Source organism: Lentzea sp. NPDC051208 (assembly GCF_040682435.1).
GTDB classification, from domain to species: domain Bacteria; phylum Actinomycetota; class Actinomycetes; order Mycobacteriales; family Pseudonocardiaceae; genus Lentzea; species Lentzea kristufekii.
In genome coordinates this window covers 84,281-97,309 of the sequence record NZ_JBFBAW010000026.1, presented here as the reverse complement: position 1 = coordinate 97,309, position 13,029 = coordinate 84,281, and the positions used below count along the sequence as shown (strand labels likewise).

Here is a 13,029-nt window from a genome sequence, read left to right as displayed (position 1 = left end):
AAGAAGAATCGACCAAGGGCTTCACCCATGATCACCCGGGGTCTCACCCAGCCACTCAGAGGTTAAAACTCAAGCTAGGGCGTGTCCCGTAAGTCTCGTCCGCGATAGTCGCGGCCGAGGGCCCCGGAGACGGCACCGCCGCAAAGCCCGAATACGCCCGGTGTTGTACGTGGGCCATCCGGCCGCGCCGCCAGGGGCCGCCAGGGGCCCGGCTGTCGCGGATCAGACTTCGATACAGGCCCTAGCTGAGGCGATACCCCATGCCGCGCACGGTCTCCAGCCGCTCCGCGCCGATCTTGCGCCGCAACGACCGCACGTACACGTCGACCACGTTGGACCCGGGGTCGAAGTCGTACCCCCACACGTGGGACAGGATCTGCTCGCGCACCAGCACCTGGCCGGGATGCCGCAGGAACAGCTCCAGCAGGGCGAACTCGCGAGCGGTGAGGTCGACCGAACCGGACGGCAGCACGGCCTGGCGGGTGCGCAGGTCGAGCGACAGCGAACCGGCGGTGAGCACCGTCGCCTCGGGCACGCCGGGCGGGCGCAGGCGGAGGCGGACGCGCGCCAGCAGTTCCTCGAAGCGGAACGGCTTGGTCATGTAGTCGTCGGCGCCGCCGGACAGCCCCGCCACGGTGTCGTGCACGGAGTCGCGGGCGGTCAGGATGATCACCGGGGTGGCCACGCCCTGGTCGCGCAGGGCCCGCAGGACCGAGAAGCCGTCGAGGTCGGGCAGTCCTAGGTCCAGCACCACCAGGTCGAACGACGCGGCCCACGACAGCGCGTCGGCTCCGGAGGCCACGACGGACGTGGTGAAGCCGTTGGCCCGCAGGCCTTTCTCAACGAACGAGGCGATGCGCGCCTCGTCCTCGACGATGAGGATCCGGCCGGTCATCGAGGCACCTCCACCACGAACGTCGCGCCCTCGCCCGCCACCGAGCTCACCCGCACCGCGCCTCCGTGGGCTTCGGCGATGGCCTTCACGATCGGCAGGCCGAGGCCGGTGGAGCGGGAGAACAGCATCGACTCGTCGCTCACGCCGGGCCCGGAGTCGGCTATCCAGAAGGAGACGACGGAGTCCACAGAGGATCCGAAGCGGATGGTCGCGCCGGAGGTGGTGTGACGGACGGCGTTCGAGGCGAGCTGCAGAACGGCCTGGGTGATGCGTTGCGGGTCCAGCACGGCCTCGCCTTCCGCGATCGAGTCGAGCACCCAGCGGCGGTCGCCGAGGGCGCGGAGGTGGGCGTCGATGTCGCTGGTGAGTTCCGGGAGGCTCACGGTGACGGGGCGGAGGAAGTCCGGGCGTTCGGATTTGACGAGCAGCAGCAGGTCCTCGACCAGGCGGGCCATGCGGTCGAGCTCGTCGGTGCACAGCCGCACCACCTCGGCGCGTTCCTGCGGCGAGTCGCCGAGCAGTTCCAGGTGGCCCCGCACGATGGTGATCGGGGTGCGCAGCTCGTGGGAGGCGTCGTCGAGGAACTGGCGTTGCAGGCGGAACGAGCGTTCGAGGCGGTCGAGCATCGAGTTGAACTGCTTCGCCAGCGCCGCCACGTCGTCGTTGCCGGAGACCGGGATCCGGCGGGTGAGGTCGGCCTCGGTGATCTCGGCGGCGGCCTGGCGGACCACCCGGATCGGAGCGAGGACCACCCCCGCCACCAGCCACGCGATCAGGGCGGCGATCAGCAGCCCGGCCAGCGACACCAGCACCAGGACGCGCACCGTCGAGTGCACCGGCGCTCGCACGCCGTCCTCGAAGTAGCCGGTGACGAACCACATCTCCTGCGGCGCGGCCGTGTGCACCTTCGCCCACCGGAACGGTCCGGCCGGGGTGGACGCGACACCCCACGGCGCACCGGAGGACGTGATCGCGCCCAGGACTGCGCGGTCTTTCTCCAGCGCGTAGGTCACCTCGGAGCGCTGCACCAGCACGTGACCGGGCAGCACGGCCAGGTGGATCTCGTGCTCGTCGGGGTACTGCAGGCTCAGGTGGGCCTCGGCGACGGTGCCGGCGTCACCGGCGTGGTTCTCCGCGTAGGCGCCGAACTCGGTGGTCTCCTGCTCCAGGGCGCGGTTGACGCGGTCGTCGACGTCGACGAGCAGCAGGCGCCACACCACGACCACGACGGTCGCGAGGACGAGCGTCATCAGGCCGAGGAGCCAGCACATGATCTTCACGCGTGCGGGCACGTCAGTCGTCCTCGTCGTCGTCATCGACCGGCGGTGGTGGCGGCAGCACCGACCCCGGTGTGGGCACCACCGCCGGGGCCGGTGTGGGCACCACCGAGGACGTCGTCGGCGGAGCGGAACGTCCTATCTCCACTTCCGGAGTGCGCACGTCGGGTGACACCGGCCGCACCACGGTCAGCACGAGCAGCACGGCCGCGAGCGCGCACGCCACGCTGAGCACGGCCACGAGGACCGTGCCGGTGCGGGCGGACGGCAGCATGCGACCGAGCCTGCCGTCCCTCGCGAAGATCCGCATGAGACCAAGATGAAGATCTCTTCATCTGTCCGCAAATCGACTGATAATCATCAGCCCCTTGACCGGGAACGTACGGACCAACACGATGAGAGCGGTCCCACACCCAGGAGCTGACAACGATGTCACGACTGCTCGTACTCGTGCTCGCCCTGCTGTTGCCTGCCGTGCCCGCTACAGCCGCTCCCTCCGGCTGGACGGTCGCCGGACCGGGCCAGATCACGGCGGCAGTGTCCCTGAACAGCGGAAACCTGACGCTGGCTGTGAGCAGGCAGGGCAGAACCGTGCTCCAGCCGGCAGCCGTCGGGCTCACCACGACCACTGCCGATCTCACCAAGGAACTGACGTTCACCGGTCGCAGTGACCGCGTTGTCATCGATCGCTACACCATGCCCCACGGCAAGCGGCTGCAGCGTTCGGCCCGCATGACCGAGGCGCGGTTCGGCTTCCGCAACGCCTCCGGCAGCTTCGACCTCGTCGTGCGCGCCTCGGCGGACGGCGTCGCCTACCGGTACGTGCTGCCGGGACCGGCCGCGGTCACGTCCGAGGCGTCGAGCTTCCGCGTTCCCGCCGACTCGAAGGCGTGGTTGCTGCCCTACAACGCCTGGTACGAGGCCAACCGCGTGCGCACGACCGCGGGTGAGGCCACCGGCGACTTCGGCTATCCGTCGCTCTTCCAGACGGGGCAGGACTTCGCGCTGCTCACCGAGTCCGATGTGGATGGCAGGTACGCGGGCAGCAGGTTGCGCAAGAGCGGTGACGGTTTCCAGGTCGTGCTGGCGGACGCGCAGGTCGCGTCGACCGGCACCACCCCGTGGCGCACCGCGATCGTCGGCGACCTGAACACCGTGAGCACCTCCACTCTCGTGGACGACCTGGCGAGCCCGGCGACGTTCACGGACGTGAGCTGGATCAAGCCGGGCAAGGTCGCCTGGTCGTGGCTGAGCGAGCACTCCAGTCCGAGCGACTTCGCGCGGCAGAAGCAGTACGTGGACTTCGCCGCCCGCCACGGCTGGGAGTACGCGCTGGTCGACGAGGGCTGGAGCGCCGCGTGGGTGCCGGAGCTCATCCGGTACGCCCGCGCGCAGGGCGTGGAGATCCTGCTGTGGCTGCGCTGGAGCGACCTCGACACCCAGCAGGAACGCGACACCGTGCTGCCCAGGATCAAGCAGTGGGGCGCGAAGGGCGTGAAGCTCGACTTCATGGAGTCCGACTCGCAGGACCGCTATAGCTGGTACGACGCGGTGTTGCAGAAGACGGCCGACCTGAAGCTGATGGTCAACTTCCACGGCTCCACCATCCCGCACGGCCTCGCGCGCACCTGGCCGCACGTGCTCACGATGGAGGCCGTGCGCGGCGCCGAGAACTACCCGCCCGCTGCCAACAACCCCGTGCAGTTCTTCACCCGCAACGTCGCCGGTTCGATGGACTACACGCCCGTGTCGCTCGAAGTCGGCACGAAGGAGGCGTCGATCGCGCACGAGGTCGCGCTGCCGGTCGTCTACGAGTCGGGCTGGACGCACTTCGCGGACAAACCCGAGGCCTACGAACGGCATCCGCAGGCGTTGCGCTACCTCGACCAGGTCCCGACGGTGTGGGACGAGACCCGGCTGCTCGACGGCGATCCGGACTCGCACGCCGTCGTCGCGCGCCGCAACGGGGACAGGTGGTTCGTCGGCGGCATCGCCACCCAGGAGCGCACGCTGCGGGCGCCGCTGGGGTTCCTCGGTGGTGGGCAGTGGCTGGTCGAGACCGTCCGCGACCCCGCCGGCAGGGCCGACGTCGTGCGTGACACGCAGGTCCTGCGCAACACCGGCACCCTCACGGTGCCGGCCAGGCGCAACGGTGGCTTCGCGGCGGTCGTCTGCCGCTACCGGCCCGGCCTGCAGACGTGCGACCAGCCGATCCGCCAGGTCCCGAAGACCACGCTCACCGTCGAGCCCGCCGGCACGGTCGACACGCCGCCGGGCTCGACGGTCGAGGTCGCCGGCACGTTCACCAACGGGGACAGGGAGATCCGCGACGTCAAGCTGACCGCGACCGCCCCCGAGGGCTGGTCCGTCACGGGTGCCGCGATCCAGCGCCGCACGCTCGCACCCGGCGAGTCGATCAGCGGGCGCTGGCGCCTCACCGCCGGAACCCAGGTCGGCCCGGTGGACGTGCCGATCGTCGCCACCTTCGGTTCCGGTGTGCACGTCGAGCAGGTGGTCAAGGCGTTCGTGCCACCCCCGACACCGGCGAACGGCACGCAGGTCAGCGATCTGCCGTTCATGAGCGAGACCAACGGCTGGGGCCCTGTGGAACGGGACAGGTCCAACGGCGAGAACACCGGCGGTGACGGCGCGGCGCTGTCCATCGGCGGCGTCACCTACGCCAAGGGGATCGGCACGCACGCACCGTCCGAGGTCTCGGTCTACTTGGGCCGCGGCTGCGAGCGCCTCACCGCGAAGATCGGCCTCGACGACGAGACCGAACAGCCGGGCTCGGTCTCGTTCCAGGTCTTCGGCGACGACAAACCCCTGTACGACAGCGGAGTCGTCCGCGGCAAGGGCGCGGCGGTGCCGATCGACGTCGACGTCAGCACCGTCCGGATGCTGAGCCTGCGCGTCACCGACGGTGGCGACGGCCGCAACTTCGACCACGCCGACTGGGCGGAGGCAGCCCTGACATGCTGATCAACCGCAGGACGTTCCTCTACGCCACGGGTGTGCTGGCGGTCGCGCCGAAAGTCTCGGTCGCACAACTGAAGGACACCTACTACGAGGTGCTGCTCAGGCACACGAGGTGGGCCGAGAAGCAGTACGACGCCACGGCCGGACGCTACCGGCGCACCGACTTCGGGTTCGCGGTCGTGCTCGGCAACGCCGTCCTGCTCACCAGGGGCAGCTACGACGCGGCACTGGCGGGCGTGGAGAAGAACGTCCTGCGGGACCACACACTCGCCACGATCAAGCACTTCGCGGCGAGCAACGTGCTGGCGGGCGGCACCGAGTGGGGCAAGACCCTGTTCTGGGACACCACCTTCCAGTCCTACTTCGTGCTGGCCGCCCGGCTGCTCTGGCCGGACCTCGACGCGGCCACCCGCGCGCACGTCGAGGCGATCGCGCGCGGTCAGGCCGAGTACACGGCGTCGCTCGGCACCGGGAACGACCCGCGCTCCGGTGGCTGGACGCCGAACGGGATCCTCGGCGGCCACCGGGGCGACACGAAGCTGGAGGAGATGGGCGTCTACGCCCAGGCACTCGCGCCCGGACTGGCCTGGCACGGCGACGGACCGGGCTGGCGGGAGGCGTTCGGCCGCTGGAGCCGCAACGAGGCCGGGCTGCCCGCCGCCGACCTCGCCAACCCCTCCACAGTGGACGGCGTACCGATCTCCGCCAACACGGCGACGAACCTGCACGACACGTTCATCGTCGAGAACCACGGCTCGTTCGGCCCGCACTACCAGGAGGAGCTCTGGCGCACCTCCGGCCGCAACGCCGTGCACTTCCTGCTCGCCGGCCGGCCGCTGCCCGAGGTGCTGACCAAGCAGCCCAACGGAGAGTTGTTGTGGCGCACCATCCTCGCCACGATGAGCGACGCCGGCGAGCCGTTGATGCCCATGGTCAACGACCGCGAGCACCTCTACGGCCGTGACGTCATCCCGCTCGCCTTCCGCTCCACCGTCCTGCGCGATCCGATGGCCGCCCGCGCCGAGGCCGCGCTCGCGTCCCGGCTGCTCGCCTACCAGGCCCATCCACCGGTCCACCGGCTGGCGAAGTTCTCCGGTGAGGCCAAGTACGAGCCGGAGGCACGCGCGGAGCTCGCGATCAGCTACCTGCTGCACGAACTCCGCCCGCCCGCGGAACCCGTGTCCGAGCAGGAGTTCTTCCGCAAAGCCGCCATCACGTTCGACCACGGCGTGGACCCAGGACTGTTGACGCACCAGTCGGCGGCGGCGTGGGCGGGCACGGTGACCAAGCCGGGGTTCACGAAGCTCGCGTGGCAGCCTTCGCACGACGACTGGCTGTTCAAGATCAGCGGTTCGACGCCGATGCTGCTGCCACCGGTGGCCGTCACCGGCCGTAACATCGCTGTGTACCAGCAGGTTCGCGACGGTTTCGACGCGACGGCGAGCCTGCTGCGGTTCGCGGACGGGATCGCCGGCACCGCCACCCTGCCGACCGGCACGATCGTGTGCGCGCTTCCCCGTCCCGGCCGGGTCGACGTGCACAACCTCGCGATGGCCGGGATGCCCGGCCTCACCGGCTCCCGCACCTACACGGGATCGGCGGGCCGTGTCACGATCCCGGCCCGCACGGGGTTCCGGGTCGACGACCTGACGTTCCCGGCGACGACCGCACGCCACGTCCGCATGGTCGGCATCACCCCGCATCCCACCTACGGCTACTCGCTGTTCGAGTTCGAGGTGGGTCCGGGGACGGTGACGGCGTCGTCGTTCGATCCCGGCTACGAACCGGCGAAGGCGATCGACGGAGATCCGGCCACGCGCTGGGCGGTCGCCCGTGCCGAACGCGGCCGCGCGGACAGCTGGATCGCCGTCGACCTCGGCACCGCCACCACTGTGGACCGCGTGCGCCTGCGTTGGGAGACAGCGGCCGCGGGCGCCTACCGCATCGAGACGTCGGCAGACGGCGCAACGTGGACGACGGTGGCCTCGTACCCGCGCCCGGACCTCGGGACGTCGGGCTGGCTCGACGTGGACGGCCGGGCGGGGTTCGTCGCGCGGTCGGCCGAGCCGATCACCGTGCAGGGCGACACGATCACCGTGCCGGCCGGGCTCGTGGAGGGCTACGTCCGCGCGGACCTGGCGAAGATCGCGGCGGAACCGGCACCGCAGTGCCCTCCGGGGGTGCGCGCGAGCACCGCGGACGGGTTCCTCAGCCTCTTCAACCTGTCCGGCGCCGACGTCACCGGAACCGTTCACCTGCGCGGCTCCACGCTGTACCGCGGCACGCAGGTCACGACCCGTGACGGCACCGAGTACGCGCTCACGCTGCCCGCCGCCACCGCGCGGGTCGAGGCGCCGTGGTTCACCGCCCGCGGCATCCCGCCGGGCATCACCGCCGTCGTGCACGACGCGCAGCGGGTCACCTTCCGCGGCGGCCCGGCGATGTTCGTGCTGGTCCACCGCGACGGCCGCAGCCTCCCGGTCGCGCTGGGCCGTGCCGGGCGCACGGTCAGCATGCCGGGCGTGCGGCCGTTCCCGATCGACGACCTCGCGCTCGGGCGTGTCACGTTCCCGAACTCCGTGCTGCCGCCCGGTATGAGCGATCCGGCCGCCGCGGTGGACGGCGAGCGGCACACCGCGTGGACGCCGGGCCGCGACGGCCGCATGGTCGTCGACCTCGGTGCGGTACATGCCATCGGCGACGTCGATCTGCAATGGACGAACGGTGCGCACCCGCCGCACACGGTCACCTACAGCGTGGACGGCAAGACCTACGGCTCGGTCACCACTGCGAGGTACGTCGCCGTGTCGACCGGCTGGCGGCCTGGGCACGCCTCGCTGCGCGCCGTCGTGGTGCGGTGAGGACGCCACGCCGGAGCGGCGAATTCGTCTGGGGGACGCGGGTTTAACGGCAGAACCTCTGGCAAACCAAGGGCATGTTCGACGGATTGCGTGCCAGTTCACGGGAAAGCGTCCTCCGCGCGCTGTGGGACGTGCCTAAACTGCTGCGCCACCCGGTGTGGCGCGACGCCGATCCGGACCAGGGCAACGGTCTGGGGGTCGTGCTCGTACCGGGTTTCGGCGCCGGTAGTGCCAGCCTGTCGCCCGCCGGGTCGTGGCTGCGCGCTCGCGGCTACCGCCCGGCCCACTCAGGAGTCGGGTTCACCGTCGGCTGTACCTCTGAGCTGCTGACGAAGCTCTTGAACAGCACGGAGAGGCACGCCGAACTCACCGGCCGGCCGGTGGTGCTGCTCGGCCAGAGCCGCGGTGGCTGGCTCGCGCGACTCGCCGCCGCCCGGCGTCCCGAACTCGTGCACGGCCTGGTGATGCTGGCCAGCCCGGTGCTCGACCCGCTCGGCGCGCATCCCAGCGTCGTGCGCGTCGCCCGGTTCCTGGCGCGGCTGGCCGCTGCGGGTGTGCCCGGACTGCTCAACGACGACTGCATGCGCGGCCCGTGCTACGACGAGCACATGAAGGCGCTGACCGAGCCGTTGCGCGTTCCCGCGATCTCCCTCTTCTCGCGGCTGGACGGCGTCGTGCCGTGGGAGCTGTGCCAGGACCCGTGCGCCGAGTGCGTCGAGGTCAGCAGCACGCACACCGGCATGGGGTTCGACCCGCACGTCTACGAAGCGCTCGGCCCGCGACTCGCGGCCTGGGCACGGCGCGGCGTCGAGGTCACCGCGTGACCGGCACGATCCGGGCGTCGAGCAGGACTCCGTCCTCGACGTCCAGCAGCCCGATCGTGCCGTGCGGCTGACGCCGTTTGTCGGTGGGTGAGCCGGGGTTGAACACGCGGACCCCGTCCTCCCGCTCGTCCCACGGGATGTGCGAATGTCCGAACACGACGAGCCGGGCGGCGGGGAACCGGCGGCGCATCCTCGCCATCCGGCCGGTCTTCTGGCCGCTGTCGTGGATCATCGCGAACGGCAGGCCGTCGATCTCGGACTCGACCGTCTCCGGCGCACCCCACGCCACCACGTCCGGGCCGTCGTTGTTGCCGCACACGGCGATGACGGGCGCGTACTGCGCCAGCTCGTCCAGCACGGGAGCTACGCAGACGTCCCCGCCGTGCAGGATCAGGTCGGCTGACCGCAGGTGATCGGCCACGGCCGGTGGGCACCGCTTCCAGAACCGCGGTGCGTGGGTGTCGGACAGCACCACGACTCTCACCCCGTGACGGTAGCAAGGTCGGGCTCTCGCAGCTCCTCGGCGAGTAACTTGCCGTCTGGTGGGTACCTGACCTGCATGGCGAGGGCGATCTGGAGCGGTTCTGTCAGTTTTGGACTGGTGAGCATCCCGGTGGAGCTGTACAGCGCCACCGAGGACCACACCGTGCACTTCAACCAGTTCCAGCGCGGTACGTCCGACCGCATCCGGTACAAGCGCGTCAACGAGCGCACCGGCCGTGAGGTGCCCTACGACAAGATCGTGAAGGGGCACGAGGTCGAGAACGGCGAGTACGTGGTCGTGGAGCCCGAGGAGCTGGACGAGATCGCGCCGGGCCGCAGCCGCACGCTCGACATCGAGGCGTTCGTGGACATCGACGAGATCGACCCGGTGCACTTCCAGAAGACGTACTGGCTCGGGCCGGCCAAGCCCGAGTTCTCCCGCCCGTACCTGCTGCTGGCGCAGGCGATGAAGAAGACGAACCGAGCGGGCATCGCGATGTTCGTCATGCGCGGCAAGCAGTACCTGACCGCGCTGACCGAGGACAAGGGCATCCTCGCCGTGCACACGCTGTTCTTCGCCGACGAGATCCGCAAGCCGAAGGACGTGCTGGACGTGGTGCCGGAGGGCAGGGCGCCGCGCGGCAAGGAGCTCGACATGGCGGTGTCGCTGGTCGAGTCCATGGCCGACGAGTGGCGGCCGAAGGACTACCGCGACACCTACACCGAGCGGGTCACCAAGCTGATCAAGGCCAAGCAGAAGGGCAGCAAGGTCAAGGTCGAGGACGAGCCCGCGGAGGCCACCGGGGTCGTGGACCTCATGGAGGCGTTGCAGCGCAGCGTCGAGGCGAGCAAGAAGAAGCGCGGCAAGAAGGTCAGCTGACCAGCAGCGCCGTCGCGTTGTCGGTGCCGCGCGCGTACAAGGCCGCACGCACCAAACGCTCCGCTGAGCCGTGCCCGGACATGATCGCCTCGATCCCGTTGTACCCCAACGGCCCGTAGACGCCATCGGACACGAGAGCGAGCCGGGGAGCCCGTGTCGCCGCACGGCCGATGTTCTCCGCCGTCGCGTGGCGGACGGTGTTGGTGACGACGTGTTCCATCCGCGGTTCGGCCTTGATGCCGCGCTCGCGGAAGTACTCGGCGACCGTGTGGTCGGTGGTGAGCTGGACGAGGTCCGCGCCGTCGGAGGCGTACGCGCGGGCGTCGCCCGCCCACGCCACGTCGAAGCCGCCGTCCGGGCGGGCCGTGGCGACGACGATCACGGCGTCGCCCGAGTGCACCTGGAGGGCGTCGCGGGCGGCGAGGATCGCGGCGACCGGATCGGTCAGCAGGGTCGCGGCACGGGCGGCGGCCCACGCGGCTTCGGCGGCGGCCGCGGAGTCGCCCACCCCGTCGGTGACCACGAACGTGCGGCGGCCCACGGCGAAGGCATCGGCGTTGTACCTGCGCGGGCCACGGTCCGACGCGTGGGTCACCGTGAGCGCGGTGCCCAGCGGAACCGTGTCCAGCGGCCTGGTGTGATCGATCAGCATGGCGGACCTCCCTGACCTCCACTAAGCCCTGCGCGCCTAGGAGTCTGCTGTCAGGACCCTGAGAAATTCTCTAGAACTTCGCCGCCCTGCGGAAACGGTCCGCTGCCCGGAGCAACGCGGCGGACAGCTCCGGCGGGGAGACGACCTCGAACTCGACGGTGATGCTCGCGAGCATGAACACCACGTCGTCCATCGTCTCGCCTCCGACCCGCACATGGCACGAGGTTTCGTCCACAGCCGAAACCTCGCCGTAGCTCTGCCACTCCACGGCCTCCGGCGCGGGCACGCTCAGTCGCACGACGCCCTGCACGGGCCACCGATCGGCGACGCGTGCCGCCACGAACGCTCCCGCGTCGCCGCCCGGAATTTCACGGGGCGTGAAGCGGGCACCGAACGGGGTCCGCACGTTCATACGATCGAGTCGAAATGTCCGCCAGTCCTCCCGCAGCACGTCCCAGGCGACCAGGTACCAGCGCCGGCCCCACGTCACGAGCCGGTGCGGCTCGGCCTCCCGCCGCGACTCCTCCCCCGCGTGCCCGACGTAGGAGAACCGGATCCGCTGCCGGTCCCGGCAGGCCGTCCCGACCAGCGTCAACAACCCGGCGTCGACCGCGGGAGGCGCCGAGGTGTGCGGCACCGTCGCGATCTCCAGCGCCGCGACCCGGTGCCGCAGCGCGGACGGCAGCACCTGCTCGACCTTCAGCAACGCGCGCACGGCCGTCTCACCGATGTTCTCGATGCCGCTCGCGGTCCGCAGCCCCACCGCCACGGCCACGGCTTCGTCGTCGTCCAGCAGCAACGGCGGCAACCGCGCACCCGGCCCGAGCCGGTAACCGCCGCCGGACGTGCCCATCGACGCGTGCACCGGGTAGTCCAGCGACCGAAGCCGGTCGACGTCACGCCGGACTGTGCGCGTGGTGACGCCCAGCCTGTCCGCGAGTTCGGAACCGGACCACTCACGGCGTGACTGCAGCAGACCGAGCAACTTCAGCAAACGAGCAGAGGCCACTGTAGGACCATAACTGTCCTACAGTGCTCATAGCGTCGTCGGCATGAAGCCGTTCGACATCGCCATCCCCCAGTCCGAGATCGACGACCTGCACCGCCGCCTTGACCAGACCCGCTGGCCCAGCGAACCGGCGGGCGCGAGCTGGGCGCAGGGCACGCCCCAGGAGCGTCTCAAGGAACTCGTGGCCCGCTGGCGCGACTTCGACTGGCGCGAGCGGGAACGGCGACTCAACGAGATCCCGCAGTTCGTCACCGAGATCGACGGCACCTCGCTGCACTTCCTGCACGTGCGGAGCCCCCGCGCGAACGCCGAACCGCTGCTGCTCACCCACGGCTGGCCGACGACCTGCTTCGCGTTCGAGCAGATGATCGAACCGCTCAGCCGCGACTTCCACCTCGTGATCCCGTCCGTGCCGGGCTTCGGTTTCCCCGGCCCCACCACGGAACTAGGATGGACCATCCCCCGCGTGGCCGGCGTGTTCGCCGAGCTGATGCGCCGCCTGGGCTACGACCGCTACCTGGCACACGGCTACGACTTCGGCGCCATGCTCACCCGTCAGCTCGGGATGCGCGACGAGGTGAAGGCCGTCCACGTCAACCAGATCTTCTCCGCCGGCGTCACCCAGGAGACCGCGGACATGACCGTCGACGCCGAACGGCGGTCCGTGGAGAAGGCTTTCCAGTACGAGTTCGAGCAGTTCGGGTACGTGTCGATGCAGAGCACGCGGCCGCAGTCGGTCGCCCACGCGCTCACCGACTCGCCGGTCGCCCAGCTCGAGTGGATCGAATGGGCGTTCCACACGTGGAGCGACCCGGAGATCGGGGTACCCCTCGACGCGGTGCTGACGACCGCGTCGATCTTCTGGTTCACCCGGACGGCGGGCTCGTCGGCGCGCTACTACCAGGAGGGGGACGAGACGTGGGGCGAGCTGGAGCCGATGTCCGCGACACCGACCTCGGTCGCGGTGTTCCCGCACGACGTGGGGGTGCCGATCCGGCGGATGGCCGAGCGCAACCACAGCATCGTGCGCTGGACGGAGATGCCGCGGGGCGGCCACTTCGCGGCGCTGGAGGTACCGGAGCTGATGGTCCAGGAGCTGCGGGAGTCGTTCCTCTTGTGAGGACGACGTGACGTTCGGCCGAGGTGCGGGGGGAGCCGCAGCCACTACG

Annotated in this window: 10 protein-coding genes and 1 pseudogene; 5 read left to right on the top strand and 6 right to left on the bottom strand. The window is 70.4% G+C overall.

Going from position 1 to position 13,029, the window contains the following annotated elements:
- Positions 1-241: 241 nt before the first annotated feature.
- From AB0M48_RS40725 to AB0M48_RS40715, 3 genes are read right to left on the bottom strand one after another with little or no spacing between them, the layout of a single operon-like run.
- Positions 242-895 (bottom strand): response regulator transcription factor, encoded by a 654-nt coding sequence (locus tag AB0M48_RS40725; protein ID WP_319988260.1) that lies wholly within the window; start codon positions 893-895, stop codon positions 242-244.
- Entirely contained in the window at positions 892-2,187 is a 1,296-nt protein-coding gene (locus tag AB0M48_RS40720; protein WP_363853134.1) for a HAMP domain-containing sensor histidine kinase, read from the bottom strand. Before AB0M48_RS40720 ends, AB0M48_RS40725 begins: the two co-directional genes overlap by 4 nt.
- A gap of 1 nt (position 2,188) precedes the next feature.
- On the bottom strand, positions 2,189-2,482 hold the full coding sequence (locus tag AB0M48_RS40715) for a hypothetical protein (protein ID WP_363853131.1): 294 nt from the start codon (positions 2,480-2,482) through the stop codon (positions 2,189-2,191).
- 119 nt (positions 2,483-2,601) lie between these two features.
- Between AB0M48_RS40715 and AB0M48_RS40710 the strand changes: the two genes are divergently transcribed.
- The 3 genes from AB0M48_RS40710 (at position 2,602) to AB0M48_RS40700 (ending at position 8,836) form a co-directional block, all read left to right on the top strand.
- Positions 2,602-5,154 (top strand): glycoside hydrolase family 97 catalytic domain-containing protein, encoded by a 2,553-nt coding sequence (locus AB0M48_RS40710; protein ID WP_363853129.1) that lies wholly within the window; start codon positions 2,602-2,604, stop codon positions 5,152-5,154.
- Positions 5,148-8,012 (top strand): discoidin domain-containing protein, encoded by a 2,865-nt coding sequence (locus tag AB0M48_RS40705; RefSeq protein ID WP_363853126.1) that lies wholly within the window; start codon positions 5,148-5,150, stop codon positions 8,010-8,012. The genes AB0M48_RS40710 and AB0M48_RS40705 overlap by 7 nt, the downstream gene beginning before the upstream one ends.
- A 131-nt stretch (positions 8,013-8,143) precedes the next feature.
- Complete coding sequence (locus AB0M48_RS40700; protein WP_363853123.1) at positions 8,144-8,836, top strand: alpha/beta hydrolase; 693 nt, start codon at positions 8,144-8,146, stop codon at positions 8,834-8,836.
- Here AB0M48_RS40700 and AB0M48_RS40695 read toward each other — a convergent pair.
- A complete protein-coding gene (locus AB0M48_RS40695) occupies positions 8,826-9,320 on the bottom strand; it encodes a metallophosphoesterase family protein (protein ID WP_363853121.1) in 495 nt (164 codons plus the stop codon). The two genes, AB0M48_RS40700 and AB0M48_RS40695, sit on opposite strands and share 11 nt — an antisense overlap.
- Before the next feature lie 75 nt (positions 9,321-9,395).
- Here AB0M48_RS40695 and AB0M48_RS40690 point away from each other — a divergent pair.
- Positions 9,396-10,187 (top strand): annotated as a pseudogene (locus AB0M48_RS40690) (Ku protein); the annotation flags it as partial.
- A gap of 4 nt (positions 10,188-10,191) precedes the next feature.
- On the opposite strand, the gene AB0M48_RS40685 reads toward AB0M48_RS40690, so the two are convergent.
- Positions 10,192-10,851: a serine/threonine protein phosphatase gene (locus AB0M48_RS40685; protein WP_363853118.1), complete on the bottom strand. Its 660-nt coding sequence runs from the start codon at positions 10,849-10,851 to the stop codon at positions 10,192-10,194.
- 70 nt (positions 10,852-10,921) lie between these two features.
- Positions 10,922-11,860 (bottom strand): WYL domain-containing protein, encoded by a 939-nt coding sequence (locus AB0M48_RS40680; protein WP_363853115.1) that lies wholly within the window; start codon positions 11,858-11,860, stop codon positions 10,922-10,924.
- 43 nt (positions 11,861-11,903) lie between these two features.
- Here AB0M48_RS40680 and AB0M48_RS40675 point away from each other — a divergent pair, with 43 nt between their 5' ends.
- Positions 11,904-12,980 (top strand): epoxide hydrolase family protein, encoded by a 1,077-nt coding sequence (locus tag AB0M48_RS40675; protein WP_363853112.1) that lies wholly within the window; start codon positions 11,904-11,906, stop codon positions 12,978-12,980.
- Positions 12,981-13,029 lie beyond the last annotated feature (49 nt).